A 25,271-nucleotide genomic window follows, 5' to 3' on the forward strand; every position below is an offset into this window, starting at 1 on the left:
CTACGGGGGTTTCAGAGGGGGTGCGATGGTATCATCGCGCCTCGCTGGGAATCCGCCGGATGGCGTAATTTCCCAAGTAAATCAAGTACTTAGACGCGCTCGGCACACGCCGAAGCCGCACCAGGCCCCGCTCTCTCCATGCGTCTGAATTCCATCAAGCTTTCGGGCTTCAAGTCCTTTGCCGAGCCCACGAATTTCCAGCTGCCGGGCCAGCTCGTCGGCGTGGTCGGCCCCAACGGCTGCGGCAAGTCCAACATCATGGACGCGGTGCGCTGGGTGCTCGGTGAGTCGAAGGCCAGCGAGTTGCGCGGCGAGTCGATGCAGGACGTCATCTTCAGCGGCTCGGGCAACCGCAAGGGTGCGAGCCGCGCGAGCGTCGAGCTCGTGTTCAGCAACGAAGATGCCCGGGCCGGTGGCCAGTGGAACCAGTTCACCGAGATCGCGGTGAAACGCGTGTTGACGCGCGATGGCACCAGCAGCTACTTCATCAACAACCAGCCGGTGCGCCGCCGCGACGTGCAGGACGTGTTTCTGGGCACCGGCCTCGGCCCCCGCGCCTACGCCATCATCGGCCAGGGCACGATCAGCCGCATCATCGAATCGAAGCCGGAAGAGCTGCGCCTCTTCCTCGAAGAAGCCGCCGGTGTCTCCAAGTACAAGGAGCGCCGCCGCGAGACGGAGAACCGCCTCAAGGACACGCGCGAGAACCTCACCCGCGTCGAAGACATCCTGCGCGAGCTGAACGCCAACCTCGAGAAGCTCGAGAAACAGGCCGAGGTGGCGAGCCAGTACCGCGCGCTGCAGGAGAGCGGCTCGCTCAAGCTGCACCAGCTGTGGTTCCTCAAGCACCGCGATGCCGCCATCGAGCAGGAGCGGGTGAAGAAGGAAGTGCTGGAAGCGACCAATGCGCTCGAAGCCCGCATGGCCGAGCTGCGCCACGGCGAAGCCGAGCTGGAGACGATCCGCCAGGCGCACTACGCTGCGAGCGACGAGCTGCACACCGCCCAAGGCTCGCTGGCCGAGGCCTCGCTCGAAGTGAGCCGCCTGGAGGAGCGCATCCGCTACGTGGTCGAAGGCCGCCAGCGCGTCGAGCAGCGCCTCGTCGAGTTGAAGGCGCAAAACGAGCAGTGGGAAGAGCGCCAGGCCGAAGCCCAGGCCGAACTCGAGCAGATCGCCGAACAGATCGCCGCGGCCGACGAGCAGAGCGAGATCCTCGCCGCGCAAGCCGAAGAGCAGGCTGGCAATCTGCCCAACGCGGAAGACGCCGTGCGTGCCGCGCAAAGCCGCGCCAACGAGCAGCGCACTTCGGTCACGAGCGTGCAACAGCAGATCCAGGTGCTGGCCGCCGAGAGCCGCAACATCGACGACCAGCGCAAGCAGCTCAATGCCCGTCGCGACCGCCTCGACGCCGAGCGCCGCCAGCTCGCCGCGCCCGACATGGCGAGGCTCGAAGAGCTGAAGCAGCAGTCCGCCGTGGCTGAAGAGGCGCAGGCCGTGGCCGACGAGCGCCTGCACGAGCTGAGCGAGCAGGTGCCGGCGCTCGACGAAGACCGCCGTGCAAAGCAGGAGCAGGTCAATGCCGAGAGCGGCAGGCTCTCCGACCTGAGTGCCCGCCTCGAAGCCCTGCGCGCACTGCAGGAGAAGGTGCAGACCGAAGGCAAGCTCAAGCCCTGGCTTGCGAAGCACGGCCTCGAAGGCCTGCAGGGCCTGTGGACCAAGATCCACATCGAATCGGGCTGGGAGACGGCCCTCGAATCGGCGCTGCGCGAGCGCATCAACGCGCTCGAAGTGGGCCGCATCGAGACGGCGCGCGCGTTTGCTGCCGACGCGCCCCCGGCCAAGCTCGCGTTCTATACGCCGCCGCAAGCGGCGATTGCCAACACGCACCAGACGCTGCCGCGGCTTTCCGACCTGCTGCGCCTGGGCGATGCCGGCCTCAAGGCGCTGCTCAACGATTGGCTGGAAGGGGTCTACACCGCCGCCAACATCGACGAGGCCTTTGCTGCACGCGACAAGCTCACGCATGGCGAAGTGATCATGACCCGCGAGGGCCATGCGGTGAGCCAGTTCGCGGTCGCGTTCTACGCGCCCGACTCAGAACAGGCGGGCATGCTGGCCCGCGCGCAGGAGATCGAGAACCTCGAGCGCCAGTCCAAGGCGCAGGCGCTGATCGCCGAAGAGTCGCGCAGCAGCCTGGTGCGCGCCGAGGCGGCGTACACCGATGCGTCGCAGCGCCTCGTCACGGCGCGCCGTGAAGCGGCCGAGACGCAGACGCGTGCGCATCAGTTGCACGTCGAGTTGCTGCGCTTGTCGCAACAGGCCGAAGCCACCAGCACCCGCCGTGGCCAGCTCGATGCCGAGCTCGCCGAGGTCGATGGTCAGCTTGAAGAGCTGAACGAGCGCCGCGCCACCGGCGAAGCCAAGTTCGAAGAACTCGACATGCAGCTCGCCAACACGCAGGAGCGCCACGCCGAGCTGGAAGAAGCGGTCATCACCGCCGAGCGCAAGCTGGCCGAGGCGCGCGAGCAACTCCGTTCGCTCGAGCGCCAGGCACAGGAAGCGCAGTTCTCCTCACGCTCGCTGGCCGCGCGCCGCAGCGAGTTGCAACGCAGCATCGAAACGGCCACGCAGCAGGTCGCGTCCAACGAACAATCGGCCGTGCAGCTTCAGGAAGAGCTGGCCCGCCTCACCGACGCTTCGGCGCAGGCCGGCCTGGAAGCGGCACTCGCCGTGAAGCTCGAACGTGAAGCGGCACTCGGCGCCAAGCGCAGCGAGTACGACGACCTGACCCTGCGCCTGCGCCGTGCCGACGAGCAGCGCCTGCAGCACGAGCAGAGCCTGCAGCCCATGCGCGACCGCATCACCAAGCTGCAGCTCGAAGAGCAGGCCGCCCAGCTCGGCGGCGCGCAGTACATGGAGCAGCTCACCGCCGCCGAGGTCGACCTCGAAGCGCTGGCGAAGAACGTCGCCGAGAACAACGTCAAGCTCTACGGCCTGCAAGGCGAGATCGACCGCATCAACCGCGAGATCAACGCCCTCGGCGCGGTCAACCTCGCCGCACTCGATGAACTCACCGCCTCGCGCGAGCGCAAGACATTCCTCGATGCGCAGAACGCCGACCTGAACGAAGCCATCACCACGCTCGAAGGCGCCATCCACAAGATCGACCTGGAAACGCGCGACCTGCTGGGCAACACCTTCAACCAGGTCAACGCGCACTTCGGCCGCATGTTCCCGAGCCTCTTCGGCGGTGGCCAGGCCAAGCTCGTGATGACGGGCGACGAGATCCTCGACGCCGGCGTGCAGGTGATGGCCCAGCCGCCCGGCAAGAAGAACAGCACCATCCACCTGCTCTCGGGTGGCGAGAAGGCGCTGACCGCCATCGCGCTCGTGTTCGCGATCTTCCAGCTCAACCCTGCGCCGTTCTGCTTGCTCGACGAGGTGGATGCGCCGCTCGACGACGCCAACACAGAGCGCTACGCCAAGCTCGTGAAGGAGATGAGCAGCGGCACGCAGTTCCTCTTCATCAGCCACAACAAGATCGCGATGGAAATGGCCGAGCAACTGATCGGCGTGACCATGCAGGAGCAGGGTGTGTCGCGCATCGTGGCGGTCGACATGGAATCGGCCGTCAGCATGGCAGAAGCGGCCTGAGCCCATGAACAGCCTGACCATCGCGCTGGCCGGCCTCGGGGGTGTGGTGCTGGCCGGGGTGGTGGCGCATGGCGCGTGGCAGGCCCGCAAGGCCGGCCCGAAGCGCGCCGAACAGCCGGCACCCGAGCCCCGCGAGCGCCAGGCGCCGCGCGACCTGATCGAGCCGGTGTTGGGCGATCTCCCCGCCGAGCCTGTGCTGCAGGACGCTGCGCCGGTCCTGCTCGACGACGACAAACCTGTGTCGCCCCTTCCGATCGCCGCGGTGCGACGTGCCACCCCGCGCATCGATGCGTTGGTCGACGCGATCGTGACGCTCACGCTCGAATCCCCCGTGACCGGCGAACTCGTGCTGGCGCATCAGCCCACCACCCGCCGCGCCGGCAGCAAGCCCTTTCTCATCGAAGGCCTGAACACCGAGACCGGCGAATGGGAAGCCCCGCTGCCCGGCCGCCACTACGGCGAGTTGCAGGCCGGTGTGCAATTGGCCAACCGCACAGGCGCGTTGAACGAGATCGAATACTCGGAGTTCGTGCAGAAGATCCAGCCGATGGCCGACGCCATCGGCGCGATGGTCGATTTCCCCGACATGCTCGACGTCGCCTCGCGCGCCAAGGAACTCGACGCCTTCGCCGGCCAGCACGACGCGCAACTCGCCGTGCACCTGCAAGCCCGCTCGGTCGCCTGGAGCGTGGGCTACATCCAGCAGCACGCCGCCCGCCACGGCTTCGTGCCCGGCATGGTGCCCGGCCGCCTGGTGATGCCGTCGAAGGAGGAGGGTGCGCCTCCCATCCTCACGCTGACCTTCGATGCGCAGGCCGCGTTGGCCGACGACCCCAATCAGGCCGCGGTGCGCGACGTGACGCTGAGCTTCGACGTGCCGCAGACCGAAGCCAAGGCCGAGCCCTTCATCGCCTGGCAGGCGAGTGCCCAGGCGCTCTCGCTGGGCATGGATGCGGCCATCGTCGATGACAACGGTCAGCCGCTGAGCCCTGCGGGGTTTGCCGCGATCGGGGCGGAGCTGGGCAAGTTGTACGAGGCGCTGGAGGCGCGCGACATCGCGGCGGGGTCGATGGTGGCGCGCAGGCTCTTCAGCTGACAGACAAACGTCGCACGACCCGCGGCCTGGGCGATGCGAATCACGAGCGAGTGGCCACGGAGGAGGAACATGAAGAAGGTTTTCGTCATCGCGATGCTCAGCTGGGCCCTGGGCGGCTGCGCCACGCAGTACGGCAGCTCAGGTTTCACCGGCGGCCACACCGACCGCGCTGGCCCTGGCAAGCTGCAGAAGGTCGACTTCAACGGCAATGGCTACATCACGTCGGAACTGGTCCAGAAGTACGCCTTGTACCGTTGCGCCGAGCTGGCCAAACAGAAGGGCAAGCAGCACTTCATCATCTACGACAGCCTGTTCGCAGCGGCGCTTGACCGCCCGTCGGCCCTGCCTCGCGTGGGCACGCTGGGCAACAAGCCGAGCGCCACGGCCTTCATGCTCCTGCTGGATGAACCTCGCAGCGGCTCCAAGCAGGCGCAGGCAGTGATCGACGAGATCGATCCCGTCATCAAGGCCAACAACCCGACCCAGCGCTGAGGAGTACGAGATGATGATGAAGATCTGCCTGTGGGTGGCGGCGGGTGTGGCGATGTCGATGGCGGCCGGCTGCGCGGTGATGCCGTACCAGCCCGCAGCAAATGAGCCGATGGCGTCGGTGAAGTACTTCGGCTGGGGATCCCCGCGCATATGCAAGGGCGGCAAGATGTACAGCCTGTCGAGTGTCGGGAATTCCGACGTGTACCAAGTGCCGGTGGGCCAGCCCATCGCATTCGGCGCGAACCTGCAATCGGGCGGCTACAACGTCACGTACTTCTGCAACCCCTGGCTTGGTTTCACGCCGGAAGCCAACCGCACCTATGTGGCAAATGCAGGCCTCGCGGCAGCGGGCCGATGCTTCATCGAGCTGGTGCGCGAAGACAACTCGCGAGAGACTGGTGTCGCCGTCGAACCGACTCTTGCACGCGCTCCTTCCTGCACGGCGCCGCCGCCCGCAGCGTCTGCAGCCGCGTCGGCGCCGCGCTGAGCCTGTCGCTCCAGGGGCCAAGGCCGGGAGGTGCCGGCCTTGCATCAAAATTCCAGCATGACGCCAGACGCCGCATCGAAGCGTGCCGCCCAACTGCGGCAACAACTCCACCACCACGCCCACCGCTACTACGTCCTCGACGACCCGGAGATCCCGGACGCCGAGTACGACCGCCTGTTCCAGGAGCTGCAGGCCATCGAGGCCGAGCATCCCGAGCTGCTGACGGCCGACTCGCCCACGCAGCGTGTGATCGGTCAGGTGCTCGACGGCCTGACGCCCGTCTTCCACACGGTGCCGATGCTGAGCATCCGCACCGAGACCGACACCGAATCGAGCGGCGCCGTGGCCTTTGACGCGCGGGTGCGCCGCGAACTCAAGCTCACCGAGGCGGACCCGCCGGTCGAGTACGCCGCCGAGTTGAAGTTCGACGGCCTCGCGATCAACCTGCGCTACGAGCACGGCGTGCTGGTGCAGGCGGCCACGCGCGGTGACGGCGAGAAGGGCGAAGACGTCACGCACAACATCCGCACCATCGGGCAGATCCCGTTGCGGCTGCAAGGCATGGATGCGCCGGTACTCGAAGTGCGCGGCGAGGTCTACATGAGCCGCGACCAGTTCGAGAAGCTCAACGAACGACAGCGCCAGCTGATCGCGCAGGGTGCGAAGAACGAGAAGACCTTCGTGAACCCGCGCAATGCGGCGGCGGGTGCCGTGCGCCAGCTCGACTCGGCCGCAGCGGCCAAGAAGCCGCTGAGCTTCTTCGCCTATGGCCTTGGCGATGTGCAGGGCTGGGAGGTGCCGCCCACGCACAGCGAGATGCTGGATGCGCTGCAGCGCTTCGGCCTGCCGGTGAGCGATGAGCGCGTGGTGGTGCAGGGCGCCGAGGGGCTCGTCGCCTTTCACCAGAAGATCCGCGAGAAGCGCGACAGCCTGCCCTTCGACATCGATGGCATCGTCTACAAGGTCAACTCGCGCGAGCTGCAGAAGCAGCTGGGCTTCGTGTCGCGCGAGCCGCGCTGGGCGGTGGCGCACAAGTACCCGGCGCAGGAGCAGATGACGCTGCTCCGCGACATCGATATCCAGGTCGGCCGGACCGGCAAGCTCACGCCGGTGGCCAAGCTGGAACCGGTGTTCGTGGGCGGCACGACGGTGAGCAACGCCACGCTGCACAACGAGGACGAGACCCGTCGCAAGGACGTGCGCATCGGCGACACCGTGATCGTGCGCCGTGCCGGCGACGTGATCCCCGAGGTGGTGGGCGTGGTGATGGAGAAGCGACCGGCCAACGTGGGCGAGCCCTTCGATCTGTATAAGCGCCTCGGCGGCAAGTGCCCCGTCTGCGGCAGCGACATCGCACGCGAAGAAGGCGGCGCCGACTGGCGCTGCAGCGGCGGGCTTTTCTGCCCGGCGCAGCGCAAGCAGGCCATCCTGCATTTCGCCGGCCGGCGTGCGATGGACGTGGAAGGCCTGGGTGACAAGCTGGTCGACCAGTTGATCGACTCGGGCCTGATCCGCACGCTGCCTGAGCTCTACACGCTGGGTCTTGCCAAGCTCATGGCGCTCGAGCGCATGGGCGAGAAGAGCGCGCAGAACCTGCTCGCGGGCCTGGAGAAAAGCAAGAAGACGACGCTGGCGCGCTTCCTCTACTCGCTGGGCATCCGGCAGGTGGGCGAGACGACAGCGAAGGATCTCGCCAAGCACTTCGGCAAGCTCGACCTCATCATGGACGCGAGCGTCGAGCAGTTGCTCGAAGTGCCCGACGTCGGGCCGATCGTGGCCGAGAGCATCCACACCTTCTTCCGGCAGGACCACAATCGCGAGGTGGTGGAGCGCCTGAAGGCCGTCGGCGTGACCTGGGAAGAGAAAGAAGGCGCCGGCGACCTGAGCCCGAAGCCGCTGGCCGGCAAGGTGTTCGTGCTGACCGGCACCTTGCCGAGCCTGAGCCGCGACGAGGCCAAGGACATGATCGAGGCCCAGGGTGGCAAGGTCTCGGGCTCGGTGTCGAAGAAGACGACCTACGTCGTTGCCGGCGCCGAGGCCGGCAGCAAGCTCGACAAGGCGCAGGAACTCGGCGTGGCGGTGATCGACGAAGCGGCCTTGCGGGACATGCTCTCTTCAGGCGGCTGAGCGTCTTGGCGAGCTGGCGTGCGCGAGCACGGCCAGCACCGCCAGGCACCACACGATGAGCGCACCGCTCGGCAGGTCGAACAGCGACGACAGCACCAGCCCGAGCGCGTAGCCGCCGATGCCGATGGCATAGGCCAGCGGCAGGCGGCGTGCTTCTGCGTGCTGGCGCACGCCGAGGGCGGGCACGATCAGGCTGGCGAAGACGAGGTACACGCCGACGAGCTGCACCGAGACGGTGACGGCCAGCGCGAACAGCAGGTAGAAGCCGAGCCGCGGCAGCCGTTCACGCCAGCCGAACCACAGCGCGAGGATGAGCGCGGTGATCGCGGCTGGCACCCACAGCTGCCCGAACCCCACCCACAGGATCTGCCCGGCCAAGAGATCACGCAGGTGCTCGCCGCCGTGCGGGTTCTTTGCCAGCAGCAGGATGCCGGCCGTGGCCGCCAGCACGAAGAGCACACCGATCTGCGCTTCCTGCACCTCGGGCCAGCGCTTCTCGGTCCAGGTGAGCAGCAGGGCGCCCGCCACGGCCGCCGCGGCGGCCGCGAGCTGCACCTGCCAGCCGCCCGGCGCCACGTCGAGCAGGCCGGCCACGATCACGCCGAGGGCGGCGATCTGCGCGATGGCGAGGTCGATGAAGACGATGCCGCGCCTGAGCACCTGCGCGCCGAGCGGCACGTGGGTGGCGAGCACGAGCAGGCCCGCCACGAAGGGGGCCAGGAGGATGGCGAGGTCGAGGTTCATCGTGCAGCGGCGAGCAGCAGCGACAGCGTGCTGTCGAAGAGGCCAAACAGGTCTTTCGCCTGCTCATTGCCACCCACGGTGAACGGCAGCACCACGGCTGGGATGCGCGCCTGCTCCGACAGCCACTGCGCGGCTCGCGGGTCCTGGTAGGCCGCGCGCACCACGAGCTTCGCCGGCTGCTTGGCGAGCTGGGCCTTCAGCGCACCGAGGTGGCCGGCACTGGGCTCGAGCCCGGGTTTGGGCTCGAGCGTGCCGACTTCGCGCAGGCCCAGCCAGTTCGACAGGTAGCTCATGTTCTTGTGGTGCACCACCACGCTGAGCCCCTTGAGCGGCGCGGCCTGCTGCTCCCACCGGCGCAGGGCGTCGGCCCAGCGGGCGGCGAAGGCGGCGTGACGCTCCTGGTAGACCCGTGCATTCGCCGCATCGAGCTGGGCCAGGCGCTCGGCGAGCGCCTTGGCCACGAGCGCGATGTTGCGCGGGTCCAGCTGGATGTGCGGGTTGCCGGCGGCGTGCACGTCGCCGTCGCTGCGGTCGAGCCGGGCCGGCACGTCGAGCGCGGTGACGAACCGGCCCGCTTCGAAGAAGCCTGCCGCGCCCGGCGCGACCTTGGCATTGCCCGACTGCTGCAACAGCACCGGCAGCCAGCCGGTTTCGAGTTCCATGCCGGTGCAGACCAGCAGGTCGGCGTTGCGCACGCGCGCGATCAGGCTCGGGCGTGCTTCGATGCGGTGCGGGTCTTGCAGCGCCGTCGTGGCCGACGAGACCTGCAGTTGATCGCCGCCAAGTTCGGTGGCGAGGGCGGCCCACTCCGGTTCGCAGGCGACGACTTTCAGCGCAGCGTGCGCCTGCAGGCCGAAGCCCACCAGCGCCACGCACAGGAGGTGTCGAAGGTTCATGGCGTGGCCCCCTCAGAACGTGTGCGCACCGTGAGCGCCGAGGCTCATGATGTACTGCAGGAAGACCTGGCGATCGGTGCCGTCGCCCCGGCTGCGGTCGGCGGCGAACTGCAGGCGCACGCGGCTGAACTCGGTGGGTGAGTAGTCGAGCATCACGGTGCTGCGCTCGGGCTTGGCCTTGATGAGCGACGGGAGGTCGGCCTCGGTGAGCGTGCCGTTGTCGACGAGGCCGATGCGTGCGTTGCCGGCGTCGAGCCGGTCGTAGCGCAGCCCCGCGCGCCAGCGCGGCATGAACTGATACACCGCCTGCGCGTACCAGCCGCTCTGCGTGTTGCGGTAGCTGTCGCTCAAGGGGCCACCGGCTTGCGAGGTGGTGTCGAAGTCGAGCGTGCCGCTCTCGCTGCGCCGGAAGTATTCGCCTTGCAGCTTGAAGCTGCGGCCGGTGGCGTTGCCTTGCGGGGCCCACTTGTAGACGGCGTCGAGCACCCAGGTGGTGCTGCGGCCGGTGAAGCTGTTGGTCACCGGGGTGCCCAGGCTGTCGCTGTCTTCGAAGGTGCGTTGGCTGGCCCGGTGGCGCAGCCACGAGATGCCGGTGCGCCAGCTCGAGCTGGCGCCAATGTCGTCGCCGGTGTGCGCCATCAGTGCGAACACGCCGGCGCCGTTGCGAGAGGTGTCGCTGCCGGGGAAGGTCCGGCCGGCGCCGACCTCGGCCGCGAGTTCGATGAAGCGGTCTGTCGGTGCGAGCCAGCGCAGCTGCAGGCCGTCGTTCTTCAGCGCGCCGCCGAAGAAGGCCTGGTAGGCGAGCGGTGCGTCGGTGAAGTCCCAGGTGTGGGCGTGCTGGCCGTTCAGGTAGCCGAAGGACGAGAGGAAGCGGCCACCCTTGAGCGTGGCGCCGTTGAAGAGACCGGTGCGTTCGAACCAGGCTTCTTCCACCTCGACTTCGTTCTCGGGCGTGACGGCGGCGGTGAAGCGGCCGTTGAAGGTGGGGTCTATGGCGGCGCTCAGCGTGAGTTCCGATTCACCGAGCTGGAAGCTGCGGCCACCCGGGCCGATCTCGCCGCCGCTCGGGATGAAGCCCTGGAAGCGGTAGGTCTCGGGGTCGCGCGAGAGGTTGGCGTAGGTGCCGTTGAGGATGAGCGAGATCGCGGGGTTGAAGCTCGTCTCGGGGGTGGCGGCGGTCGAGGCGGTCGAGGCGGTTTGCGAGAAGGCGGGCAGGGTCGCGGCCAGGCAGGCGCCTGCGACCGCGGAGCGGATTGCGAACATGGAAAAGTCCTGTGTGACGGAAATGGAAATGCGCCGCTCGGTGTCGAGCGGGGCTTCGGTCAGATCACAGGAAGACGGGCGGGGCGCGGGCCTGGAAGTGGGCTGGGGCACGCAGGGCGATCTGCGTGAGGGCGACTGACACGGGCGGCGGGGCCTGGGTGTCGAGGGTGGCCCAGGTGTGCTGTGCGGTGAGGGCTTGACCGAGGTGCGCGAAGAGCAGGCAGCTGTCGCAAACCTTCTCGGGCGCTTGCTGGCGCTCGTCTGCGCTTTTCGCGGCGGTGGCTGCAGGCGCCAGGTGAGACAGCGCGTGCACGAGCGACAGCTGCGGCGCCGCCACCACGGCCAGCGCCAGCCACCAGATTCGCCAGGAACGCAGAAGAGATCTCACCGTACAGCCGGTTGCAAAGCCGGCGGGCGCCGGCAGGGGCCGAAAGCTAACACAGCCGCAGAATGCACGCAAAGCCGTGCGGGCCCACATCCAGGGAAGGACGCCATGCAGCACACCCACTCAGCCTCCCGGCGCCTCACGGCGCTGTCGATCCTCGTGGCCGGCGTGTCGGCCTGCGGTGGTGGCGAGACCTCCGCCGCCACCAACCCCTGCACCAGCCTCGCCGGGCAGACCGTCGCGGGCGCCACCATCAGCCGCGCCACCGTGGTCGCGGCGAGTGGCGGCATCGGCGAATACTGCCGCGTCGAAGGCTCGGTGCGGGCGGGCTTCAACTTCGAAGTCCACCTGCCTACGCAATGGAACAACAAGCTCGTGCAGAACGGCGGTGGCGGCTGGGACGGCGTGCTGCAGCTCGTGCCGCAGGCCTCGATCTCGTCGTATGTGCGCGTGGCCTCGAATGGCGGCCACGTGGGCGACCCGCTCGATGCCTCGTGGGCGCTCAACAACGCACAGGCGAAGAACGACTTCGGCTATCTGGCGCCGCATACCACGCTCGGCGTCGCCAAGGAGCTGGTGCGCCGCCGCTACGGGCGCGACGCGCAGCGCCACTACTTCCAGGGCTGCTCCAACGGTGGCCGCGAGGCGCTGATCCAGGCGAGCCGCTACCCGGCCGACTACGACGGCATCCTCGCCATCATGCCGGCGGTGAGCTTCAGCGAGCTCTTCCAGGCCTTCATCCGCAACGCGCAGGCCTACAGCGCCCCGGGTGCGGCGATCAACGCGGCGAAGGCGCGCACCATCGCCAACGCCGTGGTGGCCCGATGCGACGCCAACGATGGCTTGCAGGACGGCATCGTCGGCCAGCCGTGGGCCTGCAACTTCGACCCCGGCGCACTGCAATGCACCGGCGCCGACAGCGACAGCTGCCTCACCGCCCCGCAGGTCGCCGCCGCGCGCACGATCTATTCCGAATACCGGCTGCCCAACGGCACGCTCGTTTACCCTGGCTGGAGCCCGGGGGGTGAAGACATCGGCTGGCCGGGCTGGATCGGCAACCCGCCTGCGCAGCCGCTCACCAACCAGTTTGCGTTTGCCGACGGCCTGGTGCGCTACTGGCTCGCCAACGATCCGAGCTACAACACGCTCGCGAACTTCTCGCCCGCCAACTTCCAGCCGCAGCTGGCCGCGGCGGCCGCGACGCTCGATGCGTCGCCCAACCTCAGCACCTTCTTCGCGCAAGGCCGCAAGCTCGTGCTCGTGCATGGCACGCACGACTGGGCCATCAGCTACAAGGGCTCGGTGAAGTACTTCGTGGAGGCCGGTGTCCTGTCGGGCGGAGACGCGGTGCGCGACGCCAACATGGAGCTCTTCCTGCTGCCCGGCGTGCAGCACTGCGGGGGTGGCGTGGGGCCGTTCTATGCCGACTACTTCGACGCCACGGTGCAGTGGGTCGAGGCGAATGCGCGGCCCTCGTCGCGCAACCTCGTCATCTTCGGCACCGATGCCAACGGGCAGATCAACCGCATGCGCCCGCTTTGCCGCTTCCCGACCTTTGCGCGCTACGTCGGCGGCAACCCCGCATTGGCCACGAGCTTCACCTGCTCGCTCTCCTGAACCAGAATGCCGGCATGGCCATTCGAGAAATCCTGAAGATGGGCGACCCGCGCTTGCTGCGCGTCGCCAAGCCCGTGCAGCGCTTCGACACGCCCGAACTGCACACGCTCATCGCCGACATGTTCGACACCATGCACGCCGCCAACGGGGCGGGCCTGGCTGCGCCGCAGATCGGCGTCGACCTGGCACTCGTGATCTTCGGCTTCAAGAAGAACGACCGTTACCCCGACGCGCCGCCCGTGCCCGAGACGGTGCTGCTCAACCCGCAGATCACGCCGCTGTCCGACGACGAGGAAGAGGGCTGGGAAGGCTGCCTCTCGGTGCCGGGCATGCGCGGCGTGGTGCCGCGTTTCGCGCGCATCCGATACACCGGCTTCGGCCCGAAGGGCGAGGGCATCGACCGCGAGGCCGACGGGTTCCATGCCCGCGTGGTGCAGCACGAATGCGATCACCTCATCGGCAAGCTTTACCCGATGCGGATGCGCGATTTCAGCCGTTTTGGCTTCACGAGCGTGCTCTTTCCCGAGCTCGACCCGGCCGAAGACGACTGACCCCCCGCTTCGGGCCTCTCGATTGCGAAGAAACGTTTCTGTGGTCAGCGCAGGGCACTTCCCCTGCGTTGAACCGGAACCGCGGCTGTTGACAGCGCTCGAATGCGAGACATGCCCATGAAACCGACTTCCTCCGCTTCTTCCCGCCACCTGGTGGCATGGCCCCATTGGCTGGCCCTGTGGTTCGGCCTGGCGCTGCTGAGCCTGCTGGCGCTGCCCATCCAGGCGGCCGAGGCCGACCCGCCGGGCCGTGCTGGCCGCATCGCCGAGGTCAGAGGCCAGGTGTGGATCTACGCCACCGACACCAACGAATGGATCAGTGCCGTTCGCAACCGGCCCGTCACCACCGGAGACCGGCTGTCGACCGAGGCCGATGGACGCGCCGAGGTGCGCATCGGCTCCACCGTGCTGCACCTGGGCGCCAACACCGAGGTGGAGGTGCAGCGGCTGGACGATGACCGCGTCGACCTGCACCTGCTCAACGGCACTGTCGCCGCGCACCTGCGCACCCGCGAGGCGGCCGACGAATTCGGCCTGAGCACCGATGAAGGCCGCTTCGCCGCCGAGGGCGTGGGCCAGTACCGTTTCGACCGTGCCGATGGCACCAGCAGCGTGACGGCATCGAGCGGCCGGGCCCGCTACGAAGCCGACGGCACCGCGCTCACGGTGCAAGCGGGCCAGCGCGTGGAGTTCTGGAAGGATCGTGGCGTGCCGCAGTACTCGATCACCGAGCCGCGGCGCGACGACTTCTCGAACTGGGTGGCAGCCGAGAACTCACGCGACCAGCGCAGCGTGTCGTCGCGCTACGTCTCGCCCGAGATGACCGGCGTGGAAGACCTCGACCGTTATGGCCGCTGGGAGCCGCAGACCGAATACGGCGCAGTGTGGATCCCGCGCACCGTGGTGGCCGGCTGGGCGCCGTACCGCATGGGCCATTGGGCGTGGATCAACCCCTGGGGCTGGACCTGGGTCGACGACGCGCCCTGGGGCTTTGCGCCGTTCCACTACGGGCGCTGGGTCTGGTATCGCGATGCGTGGTGCTGGGCTCCGGGGCGCTATGTGCAGCGGCCGGTCTATGCGCCGGCACTGGTGGCCTGGGTGGGCCGGCCGGGCGTGAGCGTGTCGGTGCGGGTGGGCAGTGCGCCCACGGTGGGCTGGTTCCCGCTCGGGCCGCGCGAGGTCTTCGTGCCGGGCTATCGGGTGAGCCCGCGCTACGTGCAGAACGTGAACGTCACGCACGTCACCAACATCACCAACGTCACGACGATCGTCAACAACCCCGGGCAGGTGGTGGCCAACACGCGCTATGTGCACCGCGACATGCAGCGCGCCGTCACCGTGGTGCCGTCGCAGGTGGTGGAGCGCCGCCAGCCGGTCGCGCCCGCCTTCCGGCCCGTCGACCAACGCACCTGGCGCGAGATCCGCAACGAGCGGCCGCGCGCCGATGCGCCCGTCGTGGCCCCTCCGCGGTTCGAGGCCGGCTCGCCACGACAGGTGGTGGACCCGCGCGTCTCGCGCCCGGGTGCACCGCGGCCAGGCCCGGGGCGCGATGCCGAGGCGGGTGGCCCGCGGGCGCCGGCCGTGATCTCGACCCCGCGTCAGCCTGAGCGCGATGTGCGGGTGCCCGAGCGCGATGCGCGGGGGCCAGACCGGGATCCTCGCGATGGGCGTGATGCGCGCGATGGACGCGATGGCCGAGGAGGGCGTGACGGGCGTGACGGGCGGGAGGCACCGGTCGTGCGGCCGTCTCCGAACCCACCCGCACAACCCGGCTTCATCGGCCGCCCGGGCGTCGAAGCGCCACCCCGCGTGACGCAGCCTGCGCCGCAGCCTCAGCCGCCACAGATGCAACCGGCGCCCCAGCGCCCGCAGCAGCCTGGTTTCTCGGCGCCGCATCGCGACGTGGAGCGGGTGGCCCCGCCGCGGGACGATCGACCACGCGACGACCGTTCACGCGACGACCGTTCGCCCCGCGACGACCGCCGTCGCACCGAGGCTCCGCCGCCCCGCATGCAGGCTCCGCAGCCTCAGCCTCAGCCGCAACCCCAGCCGCCGGTGCGGCAGGCACCGCCGCCGCAGATGGCGCCCGCGCAGCCGCCCCAGGTGATGCGTCCGCAGGTCCAGCCTCCGCCGCGTGATGCGTTCATTCCCCGCGTGCGCGAGGAGCCCCGCGAGCGCCCCGACCGTGGCGGCAACGGTGGCGAGCGTCCGGAGCGCGGCGAGCGCTCGAGGTGATGCTGCGAATGTGGCGCTGAGGCCGGAACCCGCGCCTCAGCGCAGCAGTGGCTTCAACCCGGCCCACACATTGGCGAGCATCGTCGGGTGAGCCTGCGCCTTCGGGTGGATGCGGTCGGCCTGGAACAGTGCCTCCGCATTGGGCACGTCGGCCACGCCTTTCAGCAGGAAGGGCACGAGAGCCGTGCCTTCCGCCTTCGACACCGAGCCGAAGAGCGCCGCGAAGTCTTCGCTGTAGCGCCGACCGTAGTTCGGGGGCACCTGCATGCCCACCAGCAGCACCTTGGCGCCAGCCGCCTTGGCGGCACGCGCCATCGCGAGCAGGTTGTCCTGCGTCATCTTGAGCGGCAGGCCGCGCAGTGCGTCGTTGGCGCCGAGTTCGATCACCACGAGGGTGGGCCGATGCTGCTTGAGCAGGGCCGGCAGGCGCGAGCGGCCGCCCGAGGTGGTGTCGCCGCTGATGCTGGCGTTGACGACGGTCGCGCTTTGTTTGTCTTGCGCAAGCTGCTTCTCCAGCAGCGAGACCCAGCCCTTGCCGCGCTCGATGCCGTATTCGGCCGAAAGGCTGTCACCGACCACGAGGATCGTGTGGCGAGCTTCAGCCCAAGCCGGTAGCCCGCCACCTGCGGCCACCAAGGCAAGCACGGTAAAGTGGGCCAACAGCGTTCTGCGTGTCATCGAGCTCATCGTTCCATCCATGTCCGAATCCATCATTGCCGTCGAGCACGTCACCAAGCAAGTGCAGGATGTGAGCGGCCCTCTGACGATACTGCACGACATCGACTTCACGCTCGCGGCGCGGCAATCGGCCGCCATCGTGGGCGCGAGCGGCTCGGGCAAGAGCACGCTGCTGTCGATCATTGCCGGCTTGGACACGCCGAGCACCGGCACGGTTCGCCTCGCCGGCACCGATTTGTTCGCGCTCGACGAAGATGCACGCGCCGCGGTGCGGGCCGCCAAGCTCGGTTTCGTGTTCCAGAGCTTCCAGCTGCTCGGCAACCTCACGGCGCTCGAGAACGTCATGCTCCCGCTGGAGCTGCAGGGCCGGGTGGATGCGCGCCTGCAGGCGTCGGAGATGCTGCACCGGGTGGGGCTGGGTGAGCGGCTCACGCACTACCCGAAGGTGCTGTCGGGCGGCGAGCAGCAGCGTGTGGCCCTTGCGCGCGCCTTTGTCGTGAAACCCGCGGTGCTGCTGGCCGACGAGCCCACCGGCAGCCTCGATTTCGCCACCGGCGAAAAAGTGATGGAGCTGATGTTCGAGCTCAACCGCGAGGCGGGCACCACGCTCGTCCTGGTGACGCACGATCGCAGCATCGCCGCGCGCTGCGACCGGCAGCTCAGGATCGAAGCGGGCCGTTTGACGACGCCCTGAAAGACAAAAGGCACTCCGAAGAGTGCCTTTGCAAACAGGCCGCGAAGCGGGCCCACATCTAGCAACGCCCGCGGAGCCGGCTTTGCCGGGCCGCCAGGCGGCGCCCCTTGGGGCCAGGAGCGCCAGCGACTGGGGGGCTCACTGACTGAACTTGTAGTCGGTCTTGGCCTTGGCCTTGATGTCTTCGCGGTACTTCGCAAGCTTCTGCTGCGCGAGGCTCTGCTGGATGCGCGGCTTGACTTCGTCGAGGCTCGGGAACCCGGCTTCGCGCGTGTCTTCGAGCTTGATGATGTGGTAGCCGTACTCCGTCTTCACGGGCGTCTCGGTCATTTCACCCTTCTTCAGCTTGGTGAGTGCCTGGCCGAACTCGGGCACGTAGGAGTTGGGGTTGGCCCAGTCGAGGTCGCCGCCGTTGGAGCCCGAACCCTGGTCCTTCGAGTGGGCCTTGGCCAGCTCGTCGAACTTGGCGCCCGCCTTGATCTGCTTGATCAGCGCCAGGGCGTCGGCTTCCTTCTCGACCAGGATGTGCCGAGCGTGGTACTCGGTGCCGCCTTGTTGTGCCTTGGCCTTGTCGTACTCGGCCTTGATCTCTTCGTCGGTGACCGGGTTCTTCTTGCTGTAGTCGTTGAAGAGCTCGCGGATCATGATGCTCTGGCGGGCGAGTTCCATCTGGGCCTTGTAGTCGGCCGTGCGGGCAAGACCGAGCTTCTCGGCTTCCTGCATGAACATCTCGCGCAGCACGATCTCGTCCTTGACCTGCGCTTCCAGTTCGGGCGTCTTGGGCTGGCCGCCGCGGGTGGCCTGCTGCAGCAGCACCTCCACGCGCGAGCGCGGCACGGCCTTGCCGTTGACGATGGCCACGTTGCCTGCAGCGTCGGCGCCTTCGCCCGTCGCCTTGCCAGGCTCGGCGCAGCCGTGCAGCAGGGGGATCGCGAGGGCCAGCAACGAGGCACGAGCGGTGATGGACAGCTTCTTCATGGCAGATTGCCTTTCAGCGAATGAATGGAGGCGGTGAATGGAAAAGGGGAGGTGTTGTCGTCTGTCGCCGGTGCGAATCGGCGCCTTTGTGGCGCCTGTCGTTGTCACCCTTCGCCGGGAGCCCGGGCGTCGATCGCCAGGGCGTGAATGCCGCGTGGGATCAGAAGGCGGAGGGCATCATATACGAGGCGATGCCGCTTCAGGCGGGGCGTTCCGGCGAAGCGGCTGCTGACGATGCGCACGCTGAAATGGCGGCCTTCGCGTGCGCCGGCATGGCCTGCGTGCAGGTGGCTGTCGTCGGTGACGGCGAGGTCGTCGGGCTGCAGCTGCTCGCGCAGGGCGGCCTCGATCTCCGAGGCGGTGACGGGCATGGGTCGTGGCTCGTCAGGGCTGCTTGTCGGCGGCCGGCGCCGATTCAGGCGCGTCCTTCAGGTAGCGGCTCAGGTAGATCACCTGGGCCACCGTGAAGGCGATCATCAACCCGTAGACACCGAAGACCTTGAAGGTGGCCCAGGTCGAGGTGCTGTAGCTGTAGGCGACGTAGAGGTTGAGCAGGCCCATCAGGCCGAAGAACGCGACCCAGGCGAAGTTGAGGCGTTGCCACACGGTGGGCGGCAGCTGAAGCTCGCCGCCGATCATCGACTGCAGCAGGTTCTTCTTGAAGATGGCCTGGCTCACCCACAGGGCAAGGCCCATCGCCCAGAAGGCGGCACTGGGCTTCCACTTGATGAAGGTCGCGTTGTGGAACCAGACCGTCGCACCCCCCAGCACCACCACGAGTGCGAGCGTGATCCACAGCATCAGGTCGATCTTCTTGCCACGCAGCTTGAGCACCGCGACCTGCACCAGTGTCGCGGCGATCACCACCAGGGTGGCCAGCAGCACCGGGGCCTCTTCGACGCCGACCACGCCGCCCGAGACCAGGAAGCTCAGGTGATTGCTGCAGAAGGCCGCGGCCCACTCCTTGTGCGCCTCGGCGAACTTGAAGGTGCCGAAGAACAGCAGCAGCGGGAGGAAATCGAGAAGGAGCTTCATCGGGTCGGCGGCGCGCCAGGCGCCGCGGGGGTCAGGTCGAGGGCTTGAAGTCTATCGCCGCCGAATTGATGCAGTAGCGGTCGCCGGTGGGGGCAGGGCCGTCTTCGAAGACGTGGCCGAGGTGCGAGCCGCAGTTGTTGCAACGCACCTCCACACGCACCATGCCGTGGCTCTTGTCGACCACACGCTCGATCACTTCGCTGTTGATCGGCTCCCAGTAGCTCGGCCAGCCGCAGCCCGCGTCGAACTTGGTGTCGGACTTGAAGAGTGGTGTGCCGCAGCCGATGCAGTTGTACTGGCCTTTCTGAAAGTGATCCCAGTACTTGCCGGTGAAGGCCCGCTCGGTCGCCGCGTGACGCGCCACTTCGTATTGCATCGGGTCGAGCTGCGCTCGCCACTCTGCATCTGACTTTTCAACTTTGTACTTGCTCATGATGAACACGACACTTCGATCGATTGCGCCCATTCGGGCGGGAAGTCGGCATAGGCCGAATGCTCGGGTTGTTCGTCGTAGGGACGCTCCAGAACTTTCAGCAGTTTGTGTGTCTCGCTGAAGTCGCCTTGCTCGGCCGCGCGGATCGCGACCTCAGCCAGGTGGTTGCGCAAGACGAACTTCGGATTCACGCGGTTCATGCGCTGCGCGCGCTCGGCATCGACGCTGCCTTCCGCGCGAAGGCGTGCACCGTAGGCCTGCGCCCAGGCGTCGAAGGCGGGCCGGTCGAGGAACATGTCGCGCACCACATCGTTGCTCGCGCCTTCGGCCGAGTTGAACTGGGCGAGGCGGCGGAAGGTGATGCTGAAGTCGGCGCGGTCAGCGGCCATGCACTTGAGCAGGCCGTCGATGAGCGCCATGTCGCCGTCGTGCGCGGTTGCGAGGCCAAGCTTTGCGCGCATCTGCCGCGTGAGCGCTTGCGGGAAGGCGGTCTTGTAGGGCTCGAGTGCGGCGAGGGCGGCCTCGGCATCGTCGATCAGCGGCATCAGCCCTTGCGCGAGCGCGTGCACGTTCCAGAAGCCGACGTTGGGCTGTCGGGCATACGCATACCGGCCCTGGTGGTCGGAGTGGTTGCAGACGTGGCCGGGGTCGAAGGCATCGAGGAAGCCGAAGGGCCCGTAATCGATGGTGAGGCCGAGGATCGACATGTTGTCGGTGTTCATCACGCCGTGGCAGAAGCCCACGGCCTGCCACCACGCCATCAACTCCGCCATCTTGCGCGCCACCGCTTCGAGCAGCGCCGCATAGGGCTGCGCCAAAGTGGCGCACTCGGGGTAGTGGTGGGCGATGACGAAGTCGGCGAGCTGGCGCAGCGCCTCGGTGTCTTCGGCCGTGTGCGTGAAATGCTCGAAGTGCCCGAAGCGGATGAAGCTCGGCGCCACCCGCGTGACGACCGCCGCCGTCTCGACGGTTTCGCGGCGCACGGGGAGGGCTGAGCCTGTGATGCACAAGGCGCGCGTCGTGGGCACGCCGAGCGCGGCCATTGCTTCGGAGCACAGGAATTCGCGGATCGACGAGCGCAGCACCGCACGCCCGTCGCCCATGCGCGAGTAGGGCGTGAGGCCTGCGCCCTTGAGCTGGATCTCCATCGGCCCGCTGGGCGTGTCGAGTTCGCCCAGCAAGTGCGCACGGCCATCGCCGAGCTGCCCTGCCCACACGCCGAACTGGTGGCCGCTGTAGACGCTGGCCAGCGGCTGCATGCCCGGCAGCGAGGCGTTGCCACTCAAGACCTGGAGCAGCCCATCGCGTTGGCCTTGCCAGCCCAGCAGCTCGGCGCAGCGCTCGCTCCAGGCGACCCAATGAGGCTCGGGCAGACCTTGCGGCTGCATGGGCGTGTAGAAACGGTCGCCCAGCGTGGCAAAGCGATTCGGCCATCGGCGTTCAAGCACAACCGACGCTTCGGCGCCATCGAAAACTTCAACCATCACGGCAGTGTAGCGAGCGCGTCCGACTGCGATTTCTCTAGGGGTAAACAGTGAAATCGCGCATGTTGCTGCGTTCCTATCATCCGTTGCATTGCAGCAATCTCACGAGGTACAGAACATGGCGCACCTGATGGGCCAGATGATGGAAATGCCGCTGATGATCTCGTCGCTCATCAAGCACGCGGCGCGGCATTCGGCCGACACCGAGATCGTCTCCAAGCGCACCGAAGGCGACATCCACCGCTACACCTACAAGGACTGCGAACTGCGCGCCCGCAAGCTCGCGCAGGCCTTCGCGCGGCTCGGCTGCGAAGCCGGTGACCGTGTGGGCACGCTGGCGTGGAACGGCTACCGGCACCTCGAGATCTACTACGCGGCTTCGGGCTCGGCGCTGGTGTGCCACACCATCAACCCGCGTCTCTTCCCGGAGCAGATCGTCTGGATCGTCGAAGACGCGAAGGACCGCGTGCTGTGCTTTGACCTGACCTTCCTGCCCCTGGTGGAGAAGATCGCGCCGATGCTCAAGAGCGTGAAGCACTTCGTGCTGATGACCGACCGCGCGCACATGCCCGCGGCGAGCAGCCTGAAAGGCCTGCTCTGCTACGACGAGCTGGTGGAAGCCGAGAACGGGAACTACGCCTGGCCCGAGTTCGACGAGAGCACCGCCTCGAGCATCTGCTACACCTCGGGCACGACCGGCAACCCCAAGGGCGCCGTGTACAGCCACCGCTCGACGCTGCTGCACGCCTACGCCAGCGCCTTGCCCGATGCGCTGGGCTGCTCGGCGGCCGACACCATCCTGCCGGTGGTGCCCATGTTCCACGTCAACGCCTGGGGGCTGCCGTACTCGGCGGCGCTCGTCGGCGCCAAGCTCGTGATGCCCGGCCCGCACCTCGACGGCAAGTCGTTGCACGAGCTCTTCGAGAACGAGAAGGTCACATTCAGCGCCGGCGTGCCGACGGTGTGGCTCGGCCTCATCAACTACGTGAAGCAGAACGACCTCAAGTTCAGCACCTTCAAGCGCACGGTGATCGGCGGCTCCGCCTGCCCACCGTCGATGCTGCGTACGCTGCAAGACGAGTTCGGCGTCGAAGTGATCCACGCATGGGGCATGACCGAGATGTCGCCGCTCGGCACGCTCGCCAAGCTCAAGGGCAAGCACGTCTCGCTCAGCAAGGAAGCCAAGGAGCGTCTGCAGTTCACCCAAGGGCGCGTGGTCTACGGTGTCGACATGCTGATCCTCGACGATGACAACAAGCCGCTGCCGTGGGACGGCAAGGCCTCGGGAAACCTGGTCGTGAGGGGGCCCTGGGTGATCGCCAGCTACTTCCAGCGAGACGAGTCGCCGCTCGTGAAGGTCGACGGCCTCGACTGGTTCCCGACCGGCGACGTGGCCACCATCGATGCCGACGGCTTCATGCAGATCACCGACCGCAGCAAGGACGTGATCAAGTCAGGCGGCGAGTGGATCAGCTCCATCGACCTCGAGAACATCGCGATGGCGCACCCGGCCGTGCATGAGGCCGCGGCGATCGCCTGCCGGCACCCGAAGTGGGACGAGCGACCCTTGCTGGTCGTCGTGAAGAAGCCTGGCGCCGAGTTGAGCCGGGAAGAGCTGCTCGGATTCTTCGAGGGCCGCATCGCGAAGTGGCAGATCCCGGACGACGTGGCCTTCGTTAGCGAAATCCCTCATACGGCGACCGGCAAGATTCAGAAACTCAAATTGAGAGAGACGTTCAAAGACCATCAACTCCCTGGTTAGACGCCAGTTCTGCAGAGCGGGAGGGCGGGTTTGCACTGTCGTGCGATTCCGGGTAATCCTTGAATTGGCCGGAGGGGCTATTCAGGTATGTTCATGGGGTTTTGTTTTTTGTGCACCAAGGAGAAGTCATGAAATTTGCGAAGAAGATGTTCGGCATGTCGGTGGCCTCTGCGGCCCTGTCGCTCAGCGTGAGCGCAGCGTTCGCGCAGGCCGGGGAGACCGTCAAGCTGGCATTCGTTGACCCGCTGTCGGGTCCGATGGCCAACATCGGCACGAACATCTTGCACACCTTCCAGGTCATTGCCGAGCGCAAGAGCGGCAAGGGCAACCCGGCAGGCGTGAAGTACGAGATCGTTCCGTTCGACAACAAGGGTTCGGCCCAGGAAAGCCTGAGCGTCCTGAAGGCGGCGATCGACCAGAACATCCGCTACATCATCCAGGGCAACGGCTCGGCCCCCGCCATGGCCCTGATCGATGCCATCAGCAAGCACAACGAGCGCAACCCCGGCAAGGAAGTCATCCTGCTGAACTACGCTGCGGTGGATCCTGATCTCACCAACAGCAAGTGCAACTACTGGCACTTCCGCTTCGACGCAGACACGTCGATGAAGATGGAAGCGATGACGACCTACATGAAGGACCAGAAGGACATCAAGAAGGTCTACATCATTGGCCAGAATTACTCGCACGGCCATCAGGTTGCCAAGTTCGCCAAGGACAACCTGGCCCGCAAGCGCCCCGACGTGCAGATCGTCGGCGAAGACCTGCACCCGATCGCTCAGGTGAAGGACTTCTCGCCCTACGTCGCCAAGATCAAGCAGTCGGGCGCCGACACCGTGATCACCGGCAACTGGGGCAACGACATGGCCCTGCTGTTCAAGGCCGCGCAAGACGCCGGCTTGAACGTCAACTGGTACACCTACTACGCTGGCGCCGCCGGCTCGCCGACCGCACTGGGCAGCTACGGCCTGGGCAAGGTTCGCTACGTGTATCCGGGCTACCCGAACCTGCCGGGCGAGTACCAGGAAGCGATGAAGGCCTTCGAGACCCGCTTCAAGGGTGAAGACTTCAGCACCGCCACCTCGCTGTCGCTGTTCGACATCCTCGGCGGTGGTATCGCCAAGGCCAAGTCGACCGACCCGGTGAAGGTCGCCAAGGCGATGGAAGGCCTGTCGGTGAAGTCGTACTCGGGCGACATCCAGATGCGTGCCAGCGACCACCAGCTGCAGCAGACGCTGTACCTGGCCAGCTGGAACAAGGTCGACAAGAAGAACCCGGTGAACCGCGAGAACACCGGCAACACCTGGCACGCCGAGAAGGTGTTCGAGCCGTATGTGGCCAGCACCCCGACCACCTGCCAGATGAAGCGCCCGGGCTGATCCCGCGCCTGCTTGCAGAAGGCCTGCGAAGGCTTCCTGCAAGCGCTCTCTGCATGTCTCTGCAAAGAGAGGCAAGTCTTCACGGGCTTGCCTCTTTTTGTGCGTTGCAGCGGGGTAGTCCCTATCTCGGGCACCCTGGAAATCAACTACGGTGCGCACTGCTCGCAACACGGTGGACGAGGGACTGATCGTGTCTCGACCGCGACCGCGCAGCGTTGCGCCACGTAGTACGCTGCCGTGCTTTTTTGCGGCAACCGTGCTTCGGCTTCGCATGGCTTGCCAAGCATGCGTACACGAGCTTTCCACACTCACCAATTGGACCTGACGACGCGATGGAGTTCTTCACCATATCGCTACTGAACGGCATCAGCTACGGGCTGCTGCTGTTCATGCTGAGTTCGGGCTTGACCCTGATCTTCAGCATGATGGGCGTGCTCAATTTCGCCCATGCCAGCTTCTACATGCTTGGCGCCTACTTCGCGTACACCACGATGAAATACGTGGGCTACTGGCCCGCGCTGATCGTGGCCCCGCTGCTGGCCTTCCTGGCAGGTGCGGCATTCGAGCGCTACTTTTTGCGCCGCGTGCACAAGTTCGGCCACGTGCCCGAACTGCTGATCACCTTCGGCCTGTCGTTCGTGCTGCTCGAGCTGGTGCAGCTCACGTGGGGCCGCCTGCCGGTCGACTACAAGGTGCCGGCTGCGCTCAGCGGCCCGCTGTTCACGCTCTACGGCACGCAGTTCCCGATGTACCGCGGCTTCATGATGCTCGTCGCCTTGCTGATGCTGTTCTCGGTCTGGCTGCTGCTGGCCAAGACCCGCATCGGCCTCATCATCCAGTCGGCGTTGACGCACCCCGAGATGTCGGAAGCGCTCGGCCACAACGTGCCGCGCGTCTTCATGCTGGTGTTTGGTGGCGGTGCTGCGCTGGCCGGTCTTGCAGGCGTGATCGGCGGCAATGCCTACGTCACCGAGCCCGGCATGGCGGCGGCGGTCGGCCCGATCATCTTCGTGGTGGTGGTGGTGGGCGGCATGGGCTCGCTGGCCGGCGCGTTTGCGGCCTCGTTGCTCATCGGCATCCTGCAGACCTTCGCCGTCGCGATGGACCAATCGGTGCTGACGGCACTGCGCCATCTCAACGTGAGCGTCTCTCCTTCCACTTTTGGCTACCCCCTGATGGAACTCAAGATCTCGCAGGTGGCCCCGATCCTTCCCTACGTCCTGCTGGTGCTGATGCTGATCTTCCGCCCGAAGGGCCTCATGGGCACGCGTGAGGGCTGAC

The 25,271-nt window shown here is 67.1% G+C and carries 22 protein-coding genes; 12 read left to right on the forward strand and 10 right to left on the reverse strand.

The features are described from left to right. Positions 1–138 precede the first annotated feature (138 nt). The 5 genes from smc to ligA all read left to right on the forward strand — a co-directional run bounded on the left by smc (position 139) and on the right by ligA (position 7,856). Positions 139–3,654, forward strand: coding sequence for a chromosome segregation protein SMC (smc, locus tag RXV79_RS10670; RefSeq protein ID WP_316703411.1), 3,516 nt, complete (start codon positions 139–141; stop codon positions 3,652–3,654). A gap of 4 nt (positions 3,655–3,658) precedes the next feature. Further along, positions 3,659–4,750 (forward strand): cell division protein FtsZ, encoded by a 1,092-nt coding sequence (locus RXV79_RS10675; protein ID WP_316703412.1) that lies wholly within the window; start codon positions 3,659–3,661, stop codon positions 4,748–4,750. 69 nt (positions 4,751–4,819) lie between these two features. Further along, positions 4,820–5,242, forward strand: a complete 423-nt coding sequence (locus RXV79_RS10680) for a CC0125/CC1285 family lipoprotein (RefSeq protein ID WP_316703413.1) — start codon at positions 4,820–4,822, stop codon at positions 5,240–5,242. Positions 5,243–5,252: 10 nt separating this feature from the next. Beyond that, positions 5,253–5,729 (forward strand): hypothetical protein, encoded by a 477-nt coding sequence (locus tag RXV79_RS10685; RefSeq protein ID WP_316703414.1) that lies wholly within the window; start codon positions 5,253–5,255, stop codon positions 5,727–5,729. A gap of 57 nt (positions 5,730–5,786) precedes the next feature. Then, complete coding sequence (gene ligA / locus RXV79_RS10690; protein ID WP_316703415.1) at positions 5,787–7,856, forward strand: NAD-dependent DNA ligase LigA; 2,070 nt, start codon at positions 5,787–5,789, stop codon at positions 7,854–7,856. Here the strand turns inward: ligA and RXV79_RS10695 are convergent. The 4 genes from RXV79_RS10695 to RXV79_RS10710 form a co-directional block, all read right to left on the reverse strand. After that, positions 7,845–8,600 carry a metal ABC transporter permease gene (locus RXV79_RS10695; protein ID WP_316703416.1) on the reverse strand — a complete coding sequence of 252 codons (756 nt, stop codon included), beginning with the start codon at positions 8,598–8,600 and terminating at the stop codon, positions 7,845–7,847. The genes ligA and RXV79_RS10695 overlap by 12 nt on opposite strands. Then, entirely contained in the window at positions 8,597–9,496 is a 900-nt protein-coding gene (locus RXV79_RS10700) for a metal ABC transporter substrate-binding protein (RefSeq protein ID WP_316703417.1), read from the reverse strand. The genes RXV79_RS10695 and RXV79_RS10700 overlap by 4 nt, the downstream gene beginning before the upstream one ends. Positions 9,497–9,508: 12 nt before the next feature. Next, positions 9,509–10,759 (reverse strand): TonB-dependent receptor, encoded by a 1,251-nt coding sequence (locus tag RXV79_RS10705; protein WP_316703418.1) that lies wholly within the window; start codon positions 10,757–10,759, stop codon positions 9,509–9,511. 64 nt (positions 10,760–10,823) lie between these two features. Continuing rightward, positions 10,824–11,147: a hypothetical protein gene (locus RXV79_RS10710; protein ID WP_316703419.1), complete on the reverse strand. Its 324-nt coding sequence runs from the start codon at positions 11,145–11,147 to the stop codon at positions 10,824–10,826. A 105-nt stretch (positions 11,148–11,252) separates the two neighbouring features. On the opposite strand from RXV79_RS10710, the gene RXV79_RS10715 reads away from it, so the two are divergent. From RXV79_RS10715 to RXV79_RS10725, 3 genes are all read left to right on the forward strand, one after another. Further along, complete coding sequence (locus RXV79_RS10715) at positions 11,253–12,761, forward strand: tannase/feruloyl esterase family alpha/beta hydrolase (RefSeq protein ID WP_316703420.1); 1,509 nt, start codon at positions 11,253–11,255, stop codon at positions 12,759–12,761. Positions 12,762–12,775: 14 nt separating this feature from the next. Continuing rightward, positions 12,776–13,312: a peptide deformylase gene (def, locus tag RXV79_RS10720; protein WP_316703421.1), complete on the forward strand. Its 537-nt coding sequence runs from the start codon at positions 12,776–12,778 to the stop codon at positions 13,310–13,312. Positions 13,313–13,429: 117 nt separating this feature from the next. After that, entirely contained in the window at positions 13,430–15,547 is a 2,118-nt protein-coding gene (locus RXV79_RS10725) for a DUF6600 domain-containing protein (protein ID WP_316703422.1), read from the forward strand. A gap of 36 nt (positions 15,548–15,583) precedes the next feature. Here the strand turns inward: RXV79_RS10725 and RXV79_RS10730 are convergent, their stop codons facing one another. Further along, on the reverse strand, positions 15,584–16,225 hold the full coding sequence (locus RXV79_RS10730; RefSeq protein WP_316703423.1) for an arylesterase: 642 nt from the start codon (positions 16,223–16,225) through the stop codon (positions 15,584–15,586). Positions 16,226–16,244: 19 nt separating this feature from the next. On the opposite strand from RXV79_RS10730, the gene RXV79_RS10735 reads away from it, so the two are divergent. Next, the gene (locus tag RXV79_RS10735) at positions 16,245–16,919 is read left to right on the forward strand and encodes an ABC transporter ATP-binding protein (protein ID WP_316703424.1); all 675 of its coding nucleotides are present in this window, start codon (positions 16,245–16,247) and stop codon (positions 16,917–16,919) included. 138 nt (positions 16,920–17,057) lie between these two features. Here the strand turns inward: RXV79_RS10735 and RXV79_RS10740 are convergent, their stop codons facing one another. From RXV79_RS10740 to RXV79_RS10760, 5 genes are all read right to left on the reverse strand, one after another. Then, on the reverse strand, positions 17,058–17,897 hold the full coding sequence (locus RXV79_RS10740; protein WP_316703425.1) for a peptidylprolyl isomerase: 840 nt from the start codon (positions 17,895–17,897) through the stop codon (positions 17,058–17,060). A 104-nt stretch (positions 17,898–18,001) separates the two neighbouring features. After that, the gene (locus RXV79_RS10745; RefSeq protein WP_316703426.1) at positions 18,002–18,268 is read right to left on the reverse strand and encodes a BolA family protein; all 267 of its coding nucleotides are present in this window, start codon (positions 18,266–18,268) and stop codon (positions 18,002–18,004) included. 13 nt (positions 18,269–18,281) lie between these two features. Then, positions 18,282–18,932, reverse strand: coding sequence for a septation protein A (locus tag RXV79_RS10750; protein ID WP_316703427.1), 651 nt, complete (start codon positions 18,930–18,932; stop codon positions 18,282–18,284). A 31-nt stretch (positions 18,933–18,963) separates the two neighbouring features. Next, positions 18,964–19,365 carry a peptide-methionine (R)-S-oxide reductase MsrB gene (gene msrB / locus RXV79_RS10755; RefSeq protein ID WP_296719958.1) on the reverse strand — a complete coding sequence of 134 codons (402 nt, stop codon included), beginning with the start codon at positions 19,363–19,365 and terminating at the stop codon, positions 18,964–18,966. Next, complete coding sequence (locus RXV79_RS10760; protein WP_316703428.1) at positions 19,362–20,849, reverse strand: protein adenylyltransferase SelO; 1,488 nt, start codon at positions 20,847–20,849, stop codon at positions 19,362–19,364. The genes msrB and RXV79_RS10760 overlap by 4 nt, the downstream gene beginning before the upstream one ends. Before the next feature lie 118 nt (positions 20,850–20,967). On the opposite strand from RXV79_RS10760, the gene RXV79_RS10765 reads away from it, so the two are divergent. The 3 genes from RXV79_RS10765 to RXV79_RS10775 all read left to right on the forward strand — a co-directional run bounded on the left by RXV79_RS10765 (position 20,968) and on the right by RXV79_RS10775 (position 25,270). Then, on the forward strand, positions 20,968–22,611 hold the full coding sequence (locus RXV79_RS10765; protein ID WP_316703429.1) for a 3-(methylthio)propionyl-CoA ligase: 1,644 nt from the start codon (positions 20,968–20,970) through the stop codon (positions 22,609–22,611). 128 nt (positions 22,612–22,739) lie between these two features. Further along, the gene (locus RXV79_RS10770) at positions 22,740–23,990 is read left to right on the forward strand and encodes a branched-chain amino acid ABC transporter substrate-binding protein (RefSeq protein WP_316703430.1); all 1,251 of its coding nucleotides are present in this window, start codon (positions 22,740–22,742) and stop codon (positions 23,988–23,990) included. 332 nt (positions 23,991–24,322) lie between these two features. Continuing rightward, entirely contained in the window at positions 24,323–25,270 is a 948-nt protein-coding gene (locus RXV79_RS10775; protein WP_316703431.1) for a branched-chain amino acid ABC transporter permease, read from the forward strand. Position 25,271 lies beyond the last annotated feature (1 nt).

The sequence above is a fragment of the Piscinibacter gummiphilus genome (assembly GCF_032681285.1).
GTDB classification, from domain to species: domain Bacteria; phylum Pseudomonadota; class Gammaproteobacteria; order Burkholderiales; family Burkholderiaceae_C; genus Rhizobacter; species Rhizobacter gummiphilus_A.

Excerpts from the sequence above, each read along its gene's own strand:
- smc (WP_316703411.1), top strand. The coding sequence starts at position 139 with ATGCGTCTGAATTCCATCAAGCTTTCGGGCTTCAAGTCCTTTGCCGAG.
- RXV79_RS10675 (WP_316703412.1), top strand. The coding sequence starts at position 3,659 with ATGAACAGCCTGACCATCGCGCTGGCCGGCCTCGGGGGTGTGGTGCTG.
- RXV79_RS10680 (WP_316703413.1), top strand. The coding sequence starts at position 4,820 with ATGAAGAAGGTTTTCGTCATCGCGATGCTCAGCTGGGCCCTGGGCGGC.
- RXV79_RS10685 (WP_316703414.1), top strand. The coding sequence starts at position 5,253 with ATGATGATGAAGATCTGCCTGTGGGTGGCGGCGGGTGTGGCGATGTCG.
- ligA (WP_316703415.1), top strand. The coding sequence starts at position 5,787 with ATGACGCCAGACGCCGCATCGAAGCGTGCCGCCCAACTGCGGCAACAA.
- RXV79_RS10695 (WP_316703416.1), bottom strand. The coding sequence starts at position 8,600 with ATGAACCTCGACCTCGCCATCCTCCTGGCCCCCTTCGTGGCGGGCCTG.
- RXV79_RS10700 (WP_316703417.1), bottom strand. The coding sequence starts at position 9,496 with ATGAACCTTCGACACCTCCTGTGCGTGGCGCTGGTGGGCTTCGGCCTG.
- RXV79_RS10705 (WP_316703418.1), bottom strand. The coding sequence starts at position 10,759 with ATGTTCGCAATCCGCTCCGCGGTCGCAGGCGCCTGCCTGGCCGCGACC.
- RXV79_RS10715 (WP_316703420.1), top strand. The coding sequence starts at position 11,253 with ATGCAGCACACCCACTCAGCCTCCCGGCGCCTCACGGCGCTGTCGATC.
- def (WP_316703421.1), top strand. The coding sequence starts at position 12,776 with ATGGCCATTCGAGAAATCCTGAAGATGGGCGACCCGCGCTTGCTGCGC.
- RXV79_RS10725 (WP_316703422.1), top strand. The coding sequence starts at position 13,430 with ATGAAACCGACTTCCTCCGCTTCTTCCCGCCACCTGGTGGCATGGCCC.
- RXV79_RS10730 (WP_316703423.1), bottom strand. The coding sequence starts at position 16,225 with ATGACACGCAGAACGCTGTTGGCCCACTTTACCGTGCTTGCCTTGGTG.
- RXV79_RS10735 (WP_316703424.1), top strand. The coding sequence starts at position 16,245 with ATGTCCGAATCCATCATTGCCGTCGAGCACGTCACCAAGCAAGTGCAG.
- RXV79_RS10740 (WP_316703425.1), bottom strand. The coding sequence starts at position 17,897 with ATGAAGAAGCTGTCCATCACCGCTCGTGCCTCGTTGCTGGCCCTCGCG.
- RXV79_RS10745 (WP_316703426.1), bottom strand. The coding sequence starts at position 18,268 with ATGCCCGTCACCGCCTCGGAGATCGAGGCCGCCCTGCGCGAGCAGCTG.
- RXV79_RS10750 (WP_316703427.1), bottom strand. The coding sequence starts at position 18,932 with ATGAAGCTCCTTCTCGATTTCCTCCCGCTGCTGCTGTTCTTCGGCACC.
- msrB (WP_296719958.1), bottom strand. The coding sequence starts at position 19,365 with ATGAGCAAGTACAAAGTTGAAAAGTCAGATGCAGAGTGGCGAGCGCAG.
- RXV79_RS10760 (WP_316703428.1), bottom strand. The coding sequence starts at position 20,849 with ATGGTTGAAGTTTTCGATGGCGCCGAAGCGTCGGTTGTGCTTGAACGC.
- RXV79_RS10765 (WP_316703429.1), top strand. The coding sequence starts at position 20,968 with ATGGCGCACCTGATGGGCCAGATGATGGAAATGCCGCTGATGATCTCG.
- RXV79_RS10770 (WP_316703430.1), top strand. The coding sequence starts at position 22,740 with ATGAAATTTGCGAAGAAGATGTTCGGCATGTCGGTGGCCTCTGCGGCC.
- RXV79_RS10775 (WP_316703431.1), top strand. The coding sequence starts at position 24,323 with ATGGAGTTCTTCACCATATCGCTACTGAACGGCATCAGCTACGGGCTG.